The organism is Pseudomonas lyxosi (genome assembly GCF_047758685.1).
Taxonomy (GTDB): domain Bacteria; phylum Pseudomonadota; class Gammaproteobacteria; order Pseudomonadales; family Pseudomonadaceae; genus Aquipseudomonas; species Aquipseudomonas lyxosi.
Genome location: NZ_CP180481.1, coordinates 4,276,076 through 4,293,107 on the forward strand (window position 1 = coordinate 4,276,076; position 17,032 = coordinate 4,293,107).

The window sequence follows — 17,032 nt, forward strand, 5'->3', positions numbered from 1 at the left end:
GCTGCGAAGCAGTCGTGAAACCAAGCGACGCGGTAGTTCAGGTAAATCGCGGGCACAGGAACTGCGACTGCTGCGCAGCCGAACGCAGCCTCGCTGGGGCTCGACAGCTGCTACAGGGATAGTGTTTCAGCCCCGCAGATATTGCATGCTCCTGCAGGAAACTGTGATCCGGCCCCGACCAGTGGCGTCTAGCATCTGTGTCCCCGCAATCCCATGGGGCGAGACTTCGGAACCCGGCATGCAAGCGCTGTTGAACGAGATCCTTGACGCAGTACGTCCCCTGATCGGCCAGGGCAAGGTGGCTGACTACATTCCCGCTCTCGGTACGGTGCCAGCCGATCAACTGGGAATCGCGGTGTACGGCAATGACGGCGAACTGTATTGCGCCGGCGATGCCCATACGCTGTTCTCGGTGCAGAGTATTTCCAAGGTGTTCAGCCTGGTGCAGGCCATCGACCACTCCGGCGAAGCCATTTGGAAACGCCTGGGGCACGAGCCTTCCGGCCAACCGTTCAACTCGCTGGTGCAACTGGAATTCGAGCGCGGACGCCCGCGCAATCCCTTCATCAACGCCGGTGCGCTGGTGATCTGCGACATCAACCAGTCACGCTTTGCCGCGCCGGCACTGTCCATGCGCGATTTTGTCCGTCGGCTGTCCGGCAACCCGCAAGTCATGGTGGACGGCAAGGTCGCCGAGTCCGAATACCAGCATCGCGCGCGCAACGCTGCGATGGCCTATCTGATGCAGTCTTTCGGCAATTTCCACAACGACGTCGAAGCGGTACTGCGCAGTTACTTCAGCCATTGCGCGCTGCGCATGAGCTGCGTAGATCTGGCGCGGGCGTTCTGTTTTCTGGCCAATGACGGTTTCTGCAAGCACAGCGGCGAACAGATCCTCACCGCCCGCCAGACCCAGCAAGTCAACTCGATCATGGCCACCAGCGGCCTCTACGATGAAGCCGGCAACTTTGCCTATCGCGTCGGTTTACCCGGCAAGAGCGGCGTGGGCGGGGGGATTGTCGCGGTGGTGCCGGGGCAGTTCACGGTGTGCGTCTGGTCGCCGGAGTTGAACACCGCCGGCAACTCCCTCGCGGGTATGGCCGCGCTGGAGTTGCTGAGTCAGCGGATTGGCTGGTCGGTGTTCTAGTCAGAGCGGCAACGCTTCGACCCGGCTGCGCAGACACGCCAGTGTTTCATCGTCCAGCACCGTGGTGATATCCAGGTGCTCTTTTGCCAGACCTTCATCGTCAAGGGCCGCTCCATGGCTTGTGAATTCATCGCTCATGACGGCCTCCTTGGAAAACAGGAAACGCTGATATACCTCTTTCAGCGTAGGAGGGCAGCATGCAGGGCTGCCGGGTTTTCGACCACCGGTCAGGCGTGCGGTTAATGACGCTCCAGGGATTTTCCTATACATTTTCCGGCCGCCCATTGCATGGTGAAACCGCTTCATGTCTCTTGCGCTCGAACGTCTAGTCGCTGGCACGCCTATCCCTTTCGCCGGGAATCGTGTCTCTGTGGTCAGCCCCGAATTGGCCGCGCGTTTTCAGCCCGGGGACCATTTGCTGGTGGAGCAGGTCAGCGGCGAATTGTTGCTGATTCCGGTGGCTGACCAGCAAGCGGCGGCCATCGCAATCGAGCGTGCCGAAGCGGCGTTCAGCGCAATGTCCGCGGTCACCGATCAAGCCATCAGCGAGTTCTTTGATCGCTTCGCCCAACGCCTGGAAGACCCTGCCTGCTGGGCCTTGATCGAAGCCGCCAACCTGGCCGACATCGAGCGGGCCAAGGCCCGTGGGCGTTCCACCACACGGCTTCTGGCGGATGAACGCATGCGCCGTGACATGATCGCTGGCCTCAGGGCCTGGCGCGATGCGTCGGCCACGCGCGGCAAAGTGGTCAGTTGCATCGAGCATGACGGCTGGAAAGTCGAGCAAGTGGTCTCGCCGCTGGGCATCGTCGCGTTCGTCTTCGAAGGCCGGCCGAACGTCTTCGCCGACGCCGCCGGTGTGTTGCGCACGGGTAACACGGCGGTGCTGCGCATCGGCAGCGATGCGTTGGGCACGGCGCAAGCCATCGTCACCCACGCACTGAATCCGGCACTGAGCGACGCCGGGTTGCCGACCGGCGCGGTGTCGCTGGTGGAAAGCGTCAATCACGCCGCCGGTTGGGCGATGTTCGCCGACCGGCGCCTGTCGCTGGCAGTGGCCCGTGGTTCGGGGCGCGCCGTCAGTCAATTGGGCAGCATCGCCCAACAGGCCGGCACCGCCGTCAGCCTGCACGGCACCGGTGGCGCCTGGCTGATCGCCGACAAGGACGCCGATGCCAAACGCTTTGCCGCGGTAGTGCGCAATTCGCTGGATCGCAAAGTCTGCAACACGATGAACGTCTGCCTGATCCACCGTGACCGTGTGGCGCAATTGCTGCCGCTGTTCCTCGACGCGCTGCAACAGGCCGGCACCGCACGCGGGCAGGGCTGCAAATTGCACATCGTCGAAGGCTGCGAGCAGTACTTGCCAACCGATTGGCAGACCGCCAGTGTTGAGGTGTACCGCGCCGAAGGCTATCAGACCGAAGCGTTGGCCGAACCGCTGCCCGAGGATCAGTTGGGCCGCGAGTGGGAATGGGAAGAAACCCCGGAAGTCAGCCTGAAGATTGTCGATGACCTGGACAGCGCCATCGCGTTGTTCAATCGCTATAGCCCGCAGTTCACCGTGTCGTTGATCAGTGAAGATGCCGAGGCTCAGGAACGCTTCTACAACGCGGTCAACGCACCGTTTGTCGGTAACGGGATTACCCGCTGGGTCGACGGACAGTACGCGCTGAACAAGCCGGAACTGGGGCTTTCGAACTGGGAGAGCGGTCGCCTGTTTGCTCGCAGCGCGATTCTCTCGGGAGATGGGGTGTTCACGATCCGCAGTCGCATGACCCAGACGGATCTGTCGGTCAAACGCTGATCCAGCACCACGACCCCAGTCAACGGTCGCACTATACTTAATGTGCGTCCGTATGGGCGTGGCGAGCACTCCAAAACGAATCAGATGTCCATAACGCTCGCCTGAGCGTCAAGGCTGCACAGCCAATGGACGGGCAGTGCATCTGATGACGGAGAGAGGGTTACACCATGAAACTTCATTCCTTCCAACAATACTCTCATGATCTGGAAAGGGGCGTTCACGACACGTGGATTACCGCCAGGGTGAAGTCAGCCCTGGCAATGGCCGAACCCAGTCTTGGCCTGCAAATCCATGTCAAAACCCACGGGGGCACGGTGGCATTGAGCGGCCGCGTCAACACCCATAAACAGTGTGAGCAGGCTGTTGCTCTGACCCGTTCGGTTCAGGGGGTCGTCGATGTCGATGCCAGAGACTTGCTGACTCACGTGTTCACCCCAGGCAGCATTCCAGAACCACCCAACGCGGAAGAGAGTCCTGAGAATCGGGACGATAAATAACCTTGTCGATCGTGTTAGTGCGGCGCTCCCGTGAGCCGGGAGCGCTGCATCGATCGTCTCGCGGCGAGTCGATTCAGGCTGCTGCTTCTACGGATCTCGCTTGAAGGGCACAGGTGTCCGGGTACTCGGCGAGCGCCACGAAACGGTGGCTGTTGGCATCCAGGGCGTCGACCGAACCGGTCTCGATGTCGTAAACCCAACCATGCAAATTCAACAGGCCTTTCTCCTGAGCCAGGCGCACGCTCGGGTGTGTCTGAATATTGGCCAGTTGCGCGATGACATTCTCCCGAACCATTGAACTCACCTTCGCCGCGTCATTGGCGTGAGGGCGGGATTCGTTGATGACTTTCGCTGACTCGGCGTGTTGCAACCAGCCGCTGACGGCGGGCAGGTGGTCCATGCATGTGCACTTGGCGACGGCGGTCATGGCGCCGCAGTCCGAGTGCCCGCAAATCACAATGTCAGTCACGCCCAGCACTGCGACCGCATATTCGACCGTGGCCGACACACCGCCGGGGTGAGGGCTGTAGGAGGGCACGATGTTGCCGGCATTGCGGATCACAAACAGTTCACCGGGTTCTTGTTGGGTCAGCAATTCTGGCACGACACGGCTGTCGGAGCAGGTGATGAACAGCGTGCCCGGATGCTGGGTGGTGGCCAGGTGTTTGAACAGGTCGGTCCGTTGCGGAAAGGCGTCTTTCTGGAACTTCAAAAAACCTTCGATGAGCGCTTTCATGGCGATCTCCTCATGGGTGCATCGGATGGTTCCGTAGCAGCTGCCGAGCCCGCGAGGCTGCGTTCGAGCCGGGGTCGCGCTCGACCGAAGTCCTCGCAGACCCAGGCGACTGCTGCGCAGCCGAACGCAGCCTCGCAAGCTCGACAGCTGCTACGGATATAGCGTTTTAAAGGTAATGCGGGCCGGTATCCGCTTAGAAAGGACGCAGCGGCAGGAACTTGCCATCGAGGGTGATCACCGCGCGGGAGCCGCCTTCCGGGTCTTCGACTTTCTTCATGTCGAGCTTGAAGTTGATCGCACTGATGATGCCGTCGCCGAATTGCTCATGAACCAGGGCTTTCAAGGTGGTGCCGTAAATCTGGATCATTTCGTAGAAGCGGTAGATGGTCGGGTCGGTCGGGACACCCGAGAGGCTGCCGCGCAACGGGATAATCTGCAGGCGGGCCACGGTGTCGGCGTCCAGATCCAGTTTTTCGCCAATCACTTTGGCGGCGCTTTCCGGCAGCGGGTGCTGACCGAGCAGGGCGGCAGTGACGTAGGCCAGACCGAGGCCGGTGCCGTCGGTCAGGTCCTGCCAGGACAGGTTTTTGCTCGCCTTTGCATCGAGGATCGACGTGGTCAGGGCCAGGCTTGGGTCGTTGTAAGCGTGGGACTGTTGCATGGTGTTTCTCCTGTCGGGAGTGATGTTGCTTGGGTGTGGAGCAATCTTCTGCCGATCGATCAATAGCGTCCAAGACCGATATACAATGCAGCGCATAAGCACAGCCTATAGATGGTGATTCCCCATGCTGCTCCGACATTTGCGCTATTTGCTGGCGGTCGCCGACCACGGCGGTTTCACCCGCGCCGCCGAGGCGCTTCACGTTTCGCAGCCGACCCTGTCCCAACAGATCCGACAACTGGAAGAAACTCTGGGCGTGAGCCTGTTCGACCGAACCTCGCGCACGGTGAAACCCACCGATGCGGGCGAGGCCTACATCGAATGTGCTCGTCGGGTGCTGGTGGAACTGGAGGCGGGCAAACGTGCGCTGCATGACGTAAAGGATTTGTCCCGCGGCACCCTGCGACTGGCCATGACCCCAACGTTCATGGCGTACCTGGTGGGGCCGCTGGTGCGCGATTACGTGGCGCGCTTTCCGAACATCCATCTACAGATTTTCGAGCTGTCGATGGATGACATCGAGGCCGGGCTGGTGGATGACTCACTGGACATCGCCATCGCGTTTACCCAGGTCAGAAATGCCGACATCGAGTCGATCCCGGGGTTTACCGAGACCTTGGGCGTCATGGTGGGGCGCGATCACCCGTTATACGAAAGCCAGGTCGGGTTGTCCGCGCAAGAGGTTGCGCAGCTGGAGTTTGCGCTGCTGGCCCCCGACTTCGTTACCCGTACCCGTATCGATGAGTACTTTGCCCAGGAGCAAATCACGCCGAAGGTGGTGATCGAGGTCAACTCGGTGAGTACCTTGCTGGAAGTCATTCGGCACACGGCCATCGCCACCATCCTTCCGGAGCCCATTGCCACCGAGGACCGGGCGTTGCGCAAAATCCCGTTGTTGGGGGAGTCGCCCAAACGAGGGGCCGCGCTGCTTCGACGCAAAAACAACTATCACAGCGCAGCGTCGGTGGCTTTTATGGAACTGGTGTTGGGGGCGGCTGCAGGTGAGTCGACGACGTCAGTCTTCTATTAATTGGCACACACCATTGGGCGCCTTGCCCGTGGAGGACACCGTGACCGAATCGTCATCGGAGAGGAGGATCGAGATGACGACGCCCGAACCCCTGGCTTCGAAACGGCGATCGTCAATGGCTTTGGTCTCGGCTTCCTTGCTGTTGATCAATACCGGCCCGTCCTGATCCGCGTGGACGATGACTTTGCCGGGGCAGTCCGCATCGAACAACGGAACGCCGATGATGCTGTTTGCATGGGCAGCACTGGCCATTACGAGCAACAGCAAGCCTGTCAGTTGTATGTTCATCACAAACCTCCAATGATCCAGTGCACACGGTTAACAATAGCGTTGTTTGGTGCGCACGAGACAAACAAAAAGGCCCCGCTCGATATGACGAGCGGGGCCTTTTTATGGATGGGGTGTGGAGGTATCAGTAGAACCGGTCAATCACCCGAACTTCGTTCTGGTTCTGCATCGAGGCCCATGCCTGTTTCAGCGTTTGCAGAACATTACCGATGAAGTCCTTGTCAGCCGCGGCTTTCTTGCCGACATAGCCTTGGCCGCGACGGTACATCTTCAGTCGGGCGAGCAGGTTCTGGTTGTTCTTGTCGAACTCCGCTTCATCAGCGTGCGTCGACAGGCAGTCGATATGCACCTGGCCCGACTTGCTGATCCAAAGAATATGGCTGTCATGGCTGTCTTTTTGCGCAGCGAACAGATGAGCCAGTTCATCGATAGTGGGTTGATTGTTCAGATTCATAGTAAGCCCCTTGACCATTTGGTGATCTTTCAAAGTTGATTCGCTAATACAGGTAGCCCATCGGTTAGTTGATCCCTGGCACCGAAACCAGGACGTCAGCGGTCGGCCGCCAATATGACGGGGTCCCGCGTCTGTTGCATGTAGTCGTGTTGAATAACTGCTACGCAATAGCGTCACAACGAGGAGAAGCGGCGAAAACCTTCTGGCCACTGCCGACATTTTCAGGGTCGGCCACAAGCTTCATGAGGATTGATCGCCAGCGCTTCTCGTCCTTGTACTGGACGTTCAGGCCAGGTCAGCTTCTTCAATCTGCCTTGTGGGCAGCGTGTATCCGGGAAAAACAGCTCGGCGGTCAGACGAGCTTGCTCAAACGTGTTGCCTGTTCTCCCGATCGGGGAGACGTCTGCATCATGCAAGGGCAAATCGGAGGCGTCAACGGTTTTGTAGTGATTATTTTTTGGCACTACATATTGTCGGACAAAGTCGTTTGGAATTAAAAAGCGGAATGGGAAAGCGCCAGTCAGGACGATGGCAGCGATGTCTGGAATCGGTAAACGGTGCAGGGATAACCGTCTATCGGCAGCTTATGCAGGGTGAACTCGCCATGGGTGACATCAGCCAGGACCCGGCCCCAGAACCGCCGCGCAGGCTGATTCGCGTCGAGGTGGAAAATTTGCCATTGACCGGGGAACCGGCTCAAGAGGGTGGAAACGACAAACTTCGCGACGCCTTGGCCACGAAAGCGTCGACTGACAAAGAAGTAGCCGATGTTGTAATCGGCGCCGTGAGTATGGGTTTCATCATCCACCGTCACGAAACCGGCCAATTCTCCGTCGACCTTGATCAGAAACGGCCTGGTTGCGGGGTTGCGCCAGTAACCCGGTTTGGGCTGGGCGTTGAAGAAACCATGCTCACCGAACTTCAGCGGCAGCCACTCGCTGAAGTCATACATGTAGAACTGCATCAGGTTTTCAATTGTTTCCAGTTCGTCGCGCTGGGCGGCGTGCAGTTCTATCAAGGGCATGCTCGTAGGCTCCTGAGGCGCACTCAGTGGGGGGCGAAATCGTATTTCCCACCTTTTTTCAGTGCGGCTTGATAGGCCGGGCGAGCCTGAAAGCGTTCAATCCAGGCCGCTATATGAGGATAGTTGCCGAGCTTGGCTTGGGCTCTGGCGATCTCGCCGATAAAACTCATCTGGATGTCGGCGGCACTGAACTCATCGCCCAACAGGTAATCGGACTGGTTCAGAGCCGTGTCGAGGTAGCTCAGGTAGTTGGCTACCTCCGAATTGATCCGTGGATGCAACGGCGCGCCGGCCTCACCGAGACGCCCCACGTACAGGTTCAACATCAGCGGCAACATCGCCGAGCCTTCGGCGAAATGCAGCCACTGCACGTATTCGTCATAGGCGGGGGTGAACGGATCGGGTTGCAGGCGACCGTCGCCATGGCGGCGAATCAGGTAGTCGATGATCGCGGAGGACTCGATCAGCTTCTGCGCGCCGTCTTCGATGACCGGTGATTTACCCAGGGCATTGATCGCTTTCAATTCCGGCGGTGCCAGGTTGGTCTTCGGGTCGCGCTGATAGCATTTCAGCTCGTAAGGGATGGCGAGTTCTTCCAGCAACCAGAGAATCCGCTGGGAACGGGAGTTGTTCAGGTGATGCACGATAATCATGGTCGATGCCTTCTCAGAAAATGGGGCTGTCGCTGGGCTTGAAGAACACTAGACCCTTTTGGCTCGCTCGAAGTGCCCTCAAGCCTTGCTCGCCGGTTTTGCCGCGCGTTTAGTGCCGGTGGAGGGCTTGCGTTTGGCGGGTTTGCGTTTGTTTTTCCACGGTGTGGCACCGCGCCCGGCGGGGCTTGCCGGTCCACTGATGGTCAGGCTCAGGCCGGCGCAACGGGCGACCTGTTTGCTCATCCACGCGGCTTGCTTGGTGACGAATTCTTCCAGGCTCATCTCGCCACTCTGCACCATGTCCAGCGCCTGCTCCCAGATCGCCGTGGTCCCGGGGTCGGCGATGGCACGCGGCACCGCATCGATCAGGCTGAACGCGGCCGGGGTGGCGGCCAGGGCCTTGCCGTTCTTGATCAGATAACCACGGTCGAGCAGGCCCTGGATGATCGACGCGCGGGTTGCTTCGGTGCCGATGCCGGTGGTGTCCTTGAGTTTCTGCTTGAGCAGCGGATCTTCCACCAGTTTGGCGACGTTCTTCATCGCCTTGATCAGATCGCCTTCGGTGAACGGTTTGGGCGGTTGCGTCCAGAGGTCCTTGAGCTTGACGTCGGCCACTGCACAGTCACGTCCTTCGGCCAATGCCGGCAGTGTTTGCGGCGCCGGTGCTTCGCGGCCTTTGGCCGGGGCAAGGGCCTCGGGCAGGGCGCGTTTCCAGCCGGGTTCGACGATCTGCTTGCCGACGGCACGCAAGGCTTCACCGGCGCAGTCGAAGTCGGCCTGGGTCCGGTCGTATTCATGGTTGGGCAGAAACTGCGCCAGATAACGCGCGCGGATCAGGGTGTAGACCGCCCGCTGCTTGCCCACCAGCCGCTCGAGGTTTTTCGCTGCGGCCGTGGGGATGATGCCGTGGTGAGCGCTGACCTTGGCGTCGTTCCACGCCCGTGAGCGGCGCAGAGGCTCCAGGAAGTCGTTCAAGGCGTTCAGTGCCGGATCAGCCTGCCTCAGCGCGGCCAGAATGCCCGGTGCTTCGCTGTGCTGACTCACGGGCAGATAACCGCAGTCGCTGCGTGGATAGGTGATGACCTTGTGGGTTTCGTACAGGGCCTGGGCGATATCGAGGGTTTCCTGGGCGCCGAGCCCGAGCTTCTTCGAGCAGACTTCCTGCAAGGTGCCCAGATCGAAGGGCAGGGGGGCCAATTCGCGCATTCGCTCGGTACGCAGTTTGATCACCCGGGCACTCGCCGCACTGCCAATGGCTGCCGCTGCATTTTGCGCCAACGCCTGATTCAGGCAGCGATCCTGATCGTCGCAAACCTCGGAGGTCGCACGCCACTGGGCGGTGAACGCAGTGCCGTCGTGCAGCAGTTGCACATCGATGGCCCAATAGGCGACCGGCACGAAGTCGGCGATGCTGCGGTCGCGATCCACCACCAGGCGCAGGGTCGGCGTTTGCACCCGACCGACCGGCAATACGCCCTGATAACCGGACTGACGCCCCAGCAGTGTGAAAAGCCGACTCATGTTCATGCCGATCAACCAGTCGGCCCGCGAGCGCCCGAGTGCCGAATGGTAAAGGCTAAACGTCTCGGCCCCCGGCTTCAGGGCTGCCAGCGCCTTGCGGATCGACGCATCGTCCAGCGCCGACAGCCATAGCCGCTGGATCGGCCCGCGATAACGGCAATGCTCCACCAGTTCCCGGGCGATCATCTCGCCTTCACGGTCGGCATCGGTGGCGATCACCAGTTCGCTGGCCTCGCCGAGCAGGCGCTTGACCGCTTTGTACTGGCTGGCCGTGCGTGGTTTGACGGTCATCTTCCACTTCTCTGGAATGATCGGCAGATCCGCCAGCACCCAACGCTTGTAACGCGCGTCATAGGCGTCGGGCGGCGCGGTTTCCAGCAGATGGCCGATGCACCAGGTCACCGTGACGTCCGTTCCCAGCCAGCAGCCGTCGCCACGACGCCTGGCGCCGAGGACGGCCGCAATGTCTTTGGCCTGGGAAGGTTTTTCACAGAGGTACAGCCGCATAACCACCATCGCTCATCAACTGTCGAGAGGCGGACAGAATGGCGGCTGATGAGCGATGGGGCAATCTTTATCTGTATGGATGTACAGTCGGTGCGTTGCGATTCATTGCACAGGCTCCTCAGTAGTTCAGGTTAACCACCGGCTGGTCCAGCTTCGCGCCGGGCTCTCGCCTGAGAATGGTCAGCAACGCTGCGGTAATCACGTTCACATCATTATCGAAGCCTCCGTGAGAGGTGTCTTTTTTGGTGCCCGCGCCATAGTTCATTTTCGGATCGTTGAAGATATGCAGGGTTTGCGCGAACGCTTCGGGAAGCCCGCGACCCGTTGCGGCAAACCCGGTCGGAATGGTTTTCCCAAAGTAAAACTGGTTCCACTGTTCGGTCATGTTTTTGGCGGCGATGTTCCACTCCGCCAGATCGGGATTGCTGAAGTCCTGGCACTGTTTGTCCAGACTTTTGGCCATGCCCAGCAGCGGCATGCGTTGCAGTTCTTCATAGGCCCGGGAAACGAGGTAAAGCAGGGATTTGTGGTACACGCCGATGACGTTGTCCTCCTGTTCGCGGCTCTCGGACATGATGTAGATGTGGAAGTCCTTGCGCTTGAGGCCTCCACCTTCGATGACTTTGCGGTAGGTCTGGTTGGCGAAATCGAGGGTGCAGGCCGGGGCCATCAGCGTCGACGTTTCCGTGGGCAAACCCCTGGCCCACAGCAGTTGAATCAAGTGGCCATTGATCAGGGAACCCGCGGAGTGGCCGATCAAATGCAGCTCGACGTTCTTCTTGCCCATGTCGGCGACCAGGTTTTTCAGGTTCTCCGCCATTTCCACCAGCCCGCGCGGGGTAAAGCCGGCGACTGCGGCGGCTTCGGCGTTCTGTTTCATCTGGCTCCACTGGTCGCCGCCGGGTTTTTTGGTCGCCAGTTCCAGCGTGCGATCAAAGCCTTCCACGGCTTTGTCCTTGATGGCCTTCAAGGCATCGCTGATGCTGCCGGCTTCGGGAAACAGCCCGGGCAGGGTGTCCTGGACGATATCCGCCAGCGTTTCGAGGGCCCCGGTGCGCCAGGTGACAAACAGCGGATAGATGCCGTTTTCAAGGAAGTAGGGCGCCATGGCACAAATGCGGTTGATCGAATCCTGCTCGGAATTGAGCCCGCCGTGGGCAATGACGGCGATGCGCAGCACAGGGGGGCTGTTTGCGGCCGGCAGCTTGTTGTACCAGGCGCGAGGCGCCTCGAAGACGATGCGCTTGACGCCCGCCCGGACGTTTTCCACGTCGGTGAGGCGAGGGCCGATGCTGCCATTGTTTTCCATCACGATGGTCAGGCCGTAAGCCTGATCCTTGGTCAACAGCGGCGGCCCTTTGCGATCGGGCTCGCAGGCGCTGGCCGTGAACAGGGAAAACCCTTCGCGCTTGGCGCTGGAACTCGAAAGCGCGCTACAAAACGGTGATTGAACGCCGTTCCGGGAGCCTGAAGGGCGTGCGTTTTTCGATAACGCGCCGCGTTCGATCGGTACCCCGAGGGCCACGGTCCAGGCGTCGGTGCCATTGGCCAGCCAGTCTTCGAACGTCAGGATGGCAAAGCCGGAAAATCCCCAGTCGGTTGACCAGGAGTTCTGCACGATGAACCCCTGACTGGTGTACCCGATCAAGGCAAAGGCGTGACCGCCCTCACTGGCTGCCGGCCATTTGATGACGGGCAGCTGGGACATGCTCTGGAATTCCACCGCCGGCTGTTTTTTGCCTTTGGGCCGCATCAGTGCCCAGCCCTGATGCACATTGGCAGAGACGAAAAGCGCGCCGGCCTCATACAGCGCCGCCATCATGGCGGTGACATCGTCCTTCTCGACACGGTAGTAAACCCCCAGCGGCCGCGTCATGGCATCCATTGCCCAATTCTCCGCCGGTGCTTCAAAGGCCGGAACCGATCCGTCCGGCTTGACGGTATAGGGCCACAGTTCCTGCGCGCAGACGCCGTGTTTGTGCCAACCCTTCAACGCGCCGCGACAACTGGAACCCACATAGTCCTCGCCTGGCCATTCATCATAGAGTTTGGCCAGATGATAAAGCTGGCGCGGACTCGTTTTGGTGGAAGCCCTGTCTCGCCGCCACAACAGAAAATTGACCACCGCCGCCAGTCCGAACCCGGTGCACGCGCCTTCGCTGCCCTGGTAGAGCACCATGTTTTTGTCCAGGTAACCCGAGAGTTCGGAGGCGATGTCCTTGTCGGCGGGCCAGGAGGGCGGCAGTGACTGGACACGAGGGGTAAAAATGCGATCGCGCAGGTCGAGGCGATCTGGACGGGCGTCGAGGGTGATGATTTTCTGGTCGAGGGAAAACTGTGTGGCGGGCATGGTGAAACCCTCAGGTTTCTGAGACTCAAATCCCCACGCCATGCCACGACTGCCTGTCTGAGCAGCAGGGACGTCAACGATCCTATTGATCGTAGACGATGTTTCACCGACTTTGAGCGTTTGCCTGCTTATATCGGCATTTCGTTTTTGATCCAGTCAAGAATCGAGCTGGAGGAAGCTCGTTGGAACGCCGCATCGTCCCGTTCGGCTGCGAAGCCGTCGTGAGTGCAAAATCTGGGTTATACCTGAAAGTCGTGGTCTCAGGTTTTGGGGCTGCAGCGCAGCCCATCAGCATCATGAGGAACGTATTTCATGAAAAGCACCGGTCCTAGTCCTGTCATCACCATTGCAGAGCAGCCGGGCTGCCTGCTTGTAAAGTTTCACGGTATTCAGGTGGCCGCGTCCGCACGGGCGCTGGTGTTGCTCGAGGCCAACTATCCTCCGGTGTATTACGTACCGCGGGAGGACATCGATGAAAAGTACTTTGCCCGCACCGATCACACGAGTTATTGCCCCTACAAGGGCGATGCCAGCTATTTCAGCTTGCAAGTGCCGGGACATGAGGGCGCTAACGCGGTGTGGAGCTATGAAGACCCCAAAGTGTCGGTAGAGCAGATTCGCAGCTACATGGCGTTTTATCCCGATCAAGTGACCTTTGAGGTGCTCAAAGACGTTGAGTGAGGAGCGCTTTCCAGGCATCAACGAAAACGCCGCGCATGGGCGCGGCGTTTTAAGGTCAGGTGTTCAGCTCATCGAGCAGCATCCACCAGCGTGGATTCATCAATCTGACTAATCGAAGTCACCCCGGTCAAGGTCATGGCGACGCGCATTTCCTTGGCGAAGATATCCAGCATATTTTCCACACCGCGTTGACCATCGGCCGCCAATGCATAGGCCATGGAACGCCCCAGCAGTACGCCTTTTGCGCCCAGCGCCAACATCCGTACGACATCAAGCCCCGAGCGGATTCCCGAGTCGACCAGCACCGTCAGATCATTACCGATGGCTTGCATGATGGGAGGCAATGCCCGGGTGGTGGAGAGCACGCCGTCCAGCTGTCTCCCTCCGTGGTTCGACACGACAATGCCATCCGCGCCAAAGCTGACCGCGTCCCGGGCATCCTGAGGATCGAGAATGCCTTTGATGATCATCGGGCCTTTCCAGAACTCACGAATCCACTCCAGATCGCTCCAGCTGATTGAAGGGTCGAAGTTGTTGGCCAACCAGCCCATGTAGTCTTCGAGCGTGACGGCTTTGCCAAGGTACTTCGAGATATTGCCCAGGTCGTGTGGACGCCCCATGACGCCGACATTGAATGCCCAGTCGGGTTTGGTCATGGCCTGAAGCATTCGCCGCGATGAAGCAAAAGGGCCTGACATGCCCGAGTGTGCGTCCCTGTATCGAGCGCCGGGCGTGGGCATGTCCACGGTAAACACCAGGTTTTTCACACCGGCGGCCTTCGCCCGCTCCAGTGCATTTTTCATGAAACCTCTGTCCTTCAACACATACAGCTGAAACCAGATGGACTGTTGGCTTTGTGCCGAGACTTCCTCGATCGAGCACACCGAGACCGTTGATAGACAAAGCGGGATGCCTTTGTTCTCCGCCGCTTTAACCGCCTGCACTTCTCCACGGCGGGCGAACATGCCCGTCAGGCCTACCGGGGCCAATATGATCGGCATGGAAAGTGGTTGATCGAAGAGGGTGGTTTCAAGGCTCAGGGTTTCGACGTTTTTCAGAATGCGTTGACGCAGGCTGATGCCGGTCAAATCAGCGCTATTGGCCCTCAGCGTGTGCTCTGCATAAGCCCCGCCATCAATGTAATCAAACAGAAAACGGGGGAGTTTGCGGCGTGCTGCCTCGCGATAGTCAGATGCGGATGAAATGATCATGGTGCCTCGGTCTGGTGAGTGGCGGGGCGATGGTTGCGTCGAGCGTCGGGTCAGATTAACGAAAACCCCGCGCATTGCGGTAATGCTGTTCACTTAAGAAAATGGATGGCGGCCTGAGAGCCGACTGGGTTTTGATCGTGTACATATCCGTTGCTGCGATAACGGCGGCTTAGGGTTCCGCCCTTACGGCGGGTCACTTGGAAAAGCGCCAAGTAACCAAGCGCTCTTGCCCCTGACGTACGGTGCCTCGCTTAGGCTCGGCATACCCTCGCTCCGGTCCTGCTCCGTGGGCCCGCCGCCATCGGCCATCCATGGCCGGGGGCGGCTACCGCGGCATCCTTGCCGCGGTGCCCACTGCGCAGAACCTGCGCTCGGCCTTCCGATGGGGCAGATCAAAAGCAAAAGCCAAAGCCAAAGCCAAAGCCAAAGCAACAGCAAGATCAAAAGATCGCAGCCTCGCTTTGCTCGACAGCTCCTACAGGGAAATGCGTTCACTTGAAGCCAGGCCGGCCGGTAGGCCGCCTCGCTTTTGCGGTGTGCGCCCCCTCGAGAGGCCGAGTGGAGGTTCTGCGCAGTGGGCAACCCGGCATGGATGCCGGGTTAGCCGCCCCCGGCCATGGATGGCCGATGGCGGCGGGCCCACGGAGCAGGACCGGAGCGAGGGTACCCTGAGCCTAGGCGAAGGGCCGAACGAAAGGGGCAAGAACCCTTTGGTTACTTTGGGGTTCTTTTCCAAAGTGACCCGCCGTAAGGGCGGAACCCTAAGCCGCCGTTACCGAAGAAAGGATATACACCCAATCGCTCGACCACCAAAACGTCAGTTGGTATCCAGGTCCACGTTCTTGGTCTCACGCAAACAGATCATTCCAACGACCAGGCTCACCGCGGTAATCACCACCGGGTACCACAGCCCGTAGAAGATGTCCCCGGTGTACACCACCAAGGCAAACGACACTGTCGGCAGGAAACCGCCGAACCAACCGTTACCAATGTGGTACGGCAGCGACATCGAGGTGTAGCGGATGCGGGTCGGGAACAGTTCGACCATCAGCGCTGCCAGCGGGCCGTAACACATGGCGGAGATGATGATCAGCGCGACGATCAGCGCCACGATCATCGGTTTGTTGATCAGCTGGACATCGGCTTTTGACGGATACCCGGCCAGGGTCACGGCGCCACGCAGGGCCGCTTCATCGTAGCCATCGAGTTTCACTTCGCCGACGCTGACCTGCACCGCGCTGCCGGCAGGTAGAGCTTCGCTGTTGTAGGGCAGGCCCTGTTTCACCAGGAAGGTTTTGACCTTGTCGCACGGGCTATCGAATTTCGCCTTGCCCACCGGGTCGAACTGGAAGGTGCAGGTGGCCGGGTCCGCCAGCACGGTGATCGGTGCCTGACGGCTGGCCTGGTCGATGGCCGGGTTGGCGTAGTGGGCGATGGACTTGAAGATCGGGAAGTACAGCGCGGTGGCCAGCAGCAGGCCGATCATCAGCACCGGTTTGCGCCCGACTTTATCCGACAACCAGCCGAAGAAAATGAAGAACGGTGCGCCGATGATCACGCTGACGATCAACAGACTGTTGGCCAGCGCCGGGTCCATTTTCAGGAACTGGGTGAGGAAGAACAGCACGTAGAACTGCGCCGCGTAGAAGGTCACGGCTTGCCCGGCATTGATGCTGAACAGGGCGATCAGGACGACTTTCAGGTTTTCCCATTTGCCGAAGGAATCGCGCAGCGGCGACTTGCAGAGCTTGCCTTCCTCTTTCATTTTCACGAACGCCGGCGACTCGTGCAGGCTCATGCGAATCCAGGTCGAGATGCCCAGCAGAATGATCGAAAACAGGAACGGAATCCGCCAGCCCCAGACTTCGAACTGGTCACCGGTGAAGTAACGGCAACCGAGCACCACCAGCAGCGACAGCAGCAACCCGAGGGTCGCGGTGGACTGAATCCAGCTGGTGTGGAAACCGCGTTTACCCATCGGCGCATGTTCCGCCACGTAAGTGGCAGCGCCGCCGTATTCACCGCCCAGGGCCAGGCCCTGAAGCATGCGCAGCACCACAAGGATGATCGGCGCGGCAATGCCAATGCTCGAGTAGGTCGGCAGCAGCCCGACGCAGAAGGTCGCCAGGCCCATGAGGATGATGGTTGCAAGGAAGGTGTATTTACGCCCGATCATGTCCCCCAACCGGCCGAACACCAACGCGCCGAACGGCCGCACGATGAAGCCAGCGGCGAAGGCCATCAGCGCAAAGATGAACGCCGTGGTGTCGTTGACCCCGGCAAAAAACTGTTTGCTGATCACCGCCGCGAGGGCGCCATAGAGGAAAAAGTCATACCACTCGAAGACCGTCCCGAGTGACGAGGCGAAGATGACTTTCTGGGTTTCCTTGCTGGTGCCCGCGCTGCGCACGGCGTCCAGAGGCTGAACATGTTCTGACATATCGGTATCCCTCACAGTGATTGTT

General features: G+C 59.7%; 16 protein-coding genes. 5 read left to right on the forward strand and 11 right to left on the reverse strand.

Annotation, left to right across the window (positions count from 1 at the left end; all coding sequences use genetic code 11):
* Positions 1 to 238 precede the first annotated feature (238 nt).
* On the forward strand, positions 239 to 1,147 hold the full coding sequence (gene glsB / locus ACMXYI_RS19770; protein WP_309677733.1) for a glutaminase B: 909 nt from the start codon (positions 239 to 241) through the stop codon (positions 1,145 to 1,147).
* Here glsB and ACMXYI_RS19775 read toward each other — a convergent pair whose 3' ends face one another.
* Positions 1,148 to 1,285, reverse strand: coding sequence for a hypothetical protein (locus tag ACMXYI_RS19775; RefSeq protein ID WP_415768683.1), 138 nt, complete (start codon positions 1,283 to 1,285; stop codon positions 1,148 to 1,150).
* A gap of 166 nt (positions 1,286 to 1,451) precedes the next feature.
* On the opposite strand from ACMXYI_RS19775, the gene ACMXYI_RS19780 reads away from it, so the two are divergent.
* Complete coding sequence (locus tag ACMXYI_RS19780) at positions 1,452 to 2,954, forward strand: aldehyde dehydrogenase family protein (RefSeq protein WP_415768684.1); 1,503 nt, start codon at positions 1,452 to 1,454, stop codon at positions 2,952 to 2,954.
* Between the two features lie 167 nt (positions 2,955 to 3,121).
* Positions 3,122 to 3,451: a BON domain-containing protein gene (locus ACMXYI_RS19785; RefSeq protein WP_415768685.1), complete on the forward strand. Its 330-nt coding sequence runs from the start codon at positions 3,122 to 3,124 to the stop codon at positions 3,449 to 3,451.
* A gap of 73 nt (positions 3,452 to 3,524) precedes the next feature.
* On the opposite strand, the gene ACMXYI_RS19790 is transcribed toward ACMXYI_RS19785, so the two are convergent.
* Both ACMXYI_RS19790 and cynS read right to left on the reverse strand, forming a co-directional pair.
* Entirely contained in the window at positions 3,525 to 4,187 is a 663-nt protein-coding gene (locus ACMXYI_RS19790; RefSeq protein WP_415768686.1) for a carbonic anhydrase, read from the reverse strand.
* 193 nt (positions 4,188 to 4,380) lie between these two features.
* Positions 4,381 to 4,848: a cyanase gene (gene cynS / locus ACMXYI_RS19795; protein ID WP_309677737.1), complete on the reverse strand. Its 468-nt coding sequence runs from the start codon at positions 4,846 to 4,848 to the stop codon at positions 4,381 to 4,383.
* Positions 4,849 to 4,972: 124 nt separating this feature from the next.
* Here cynS and cynR point away from each other — a divergent pair, with 124 nt between their 5' ends.
* Positions 4,973 to 5,878, forward strand: a complete 906-nt coding sequence (gene cynR, locus ACMXYI_RS19800) for a transcriptional regulator CynR (protein ID WP_415768687.1) — start codon at positions 4,973 to 4,975, stop codon at positions 5,876 to 5,878.
* Here cynR and ACMXYI_RS19805 read toward each other — a convergent pair.
* From ACMXYI_RS19805 to ACMXYI_RS19830, 6 genes are all read right to left on the reverse strand, one after another.
* On the reverse strand, positions 5,864 to 6,166 hold the full coding sequence (locus ACMXYI_RS19805) for a hypothetical protein (RefSeq protein ID WP_415768688.1): 303 nt from the start codon (positions 6,164 to 6,166) through the stop codon (positions 5,864 to 5,866). The two genes, cynR and ACMXYI_RS19805, sit on opposite strands and share 15 nt — an antisense overlap.
* 124 nt (positions 6,167 to 6,290) lie before the next feature.
* The gene (locus tag ACMXYI_RS19810; RefSeq protein WP_415756642.1) at positions 6,291 to 6,620 is read right to left on the reverse strand and encodes a hypothetical protein; all 330 of its coding nucleotides are present in this window, start codon (positions 6,618 to 6,620) and stop codon (positions 6,291 to 6,293) included.
* Between the two features lie 520 nt (positions 6,621 to 7,140).
* Positions 7,141 to 7,644: a GNAT family N-acetyltransferase gene (locus ACMXYI_RS19815; protein ID WP_415768689.1), complete on the reverse strand. Its 504-nt coding sequence runs from the start codon at positions 7,642 to 7,644 to the stop codon at positions 7,141 to 7,143.
* Between the two features lie 23 nt (positions 7,645 to 7,667).
* Positions 7,668 to 8,297 (reverse strand): glutathione S-transferase family protein, encoded by a 630-nt coding sequence (locus ACMXYI_RS19820; RefSeq protein WP_415768690.1) that lies wholly within the window; start codon positions 8,295 to 8,297, stop codon positions 7,668 to 7,670.
* Positions 8,298 to 8,375: 78 nt separating this feature from the next.
* On the reverse strand, positions 8,376 to 10,325 hold the full coding sequence (locus tag ACMXYI_RS19825) for a DNA topoisomerase III (protein ID WP_415768691.1): 1,950 nt from the start codon (positions 10,323 to 10,325) through the stop codon (positions 8,376 to 8,378).
* A 118-nt stretch (positions 10,326 to 10,443) separates the two neighbouring features.
* Complete coding sequence (locus ACMXYI_RS19830; protein ID WP_415768692.1) at positions 10,444 to 12,675, reverse strand: C1 family peptidase; 2,232 nt, start codon at positions 12,673 to 12,675, stop codon at positions 10,444 to 10,446.
* 312 nt (positions 12,676 to 12,987) lie between these two features.
* Between ACMXYI_RS19830 and ACMXYI_RS19835 the strand changes: the two genes are divergently transcribed.
* The gene (locus tag ACMXYI_RS19835) at positions 12,988 to 13,356 is read left to right on the forward strand and encodes a DUF427 domain-containing protein (protein ID WP_415768693.1); all 369 of its coding nucleotides are present in this window, start codon (positions 12,988 to 12,990) and stop codon (positions 13,354 to 13,356) included.
* A 68-nt stretch (positions 13,357 to 13,424) separates the two neighbouring features.
* On the opposite strand, the gene lldD is transcribed toward ACMXYI_RS19835, so the two are convergent.
* Together lldD and ACMXYI_RS19845 are read right to left on the reverse strand one after the other, a co-directional pair.
* Positions 13,425 to 14,567, reverse strand: coding sequence for an FMN-dependent L-lactate dehydrogenase LldD (lldD, locus tag ACMXYI_RS19840; protein WP_415768694.1), 1,143 nt, complete (start codon positions 14,565 to 14,567; stop codon positions 13,425 to 13,427).
* An 817-nt stretch (positions 14,568 to 15,384) separates the two neighbouring features.
* Positions 15,385 to 17,007, reverse strand: coding sequence for an MFS transporter (locus ACMXYI_RS19845; protein WP_415768695.1), 1,623 nt, complete (start codon positions 17,005 to 17,007; stop codon positions 15,385 to 15,387).
* Positions 17,008 to 17,032 lie beyond the last annotated feature (25 nt).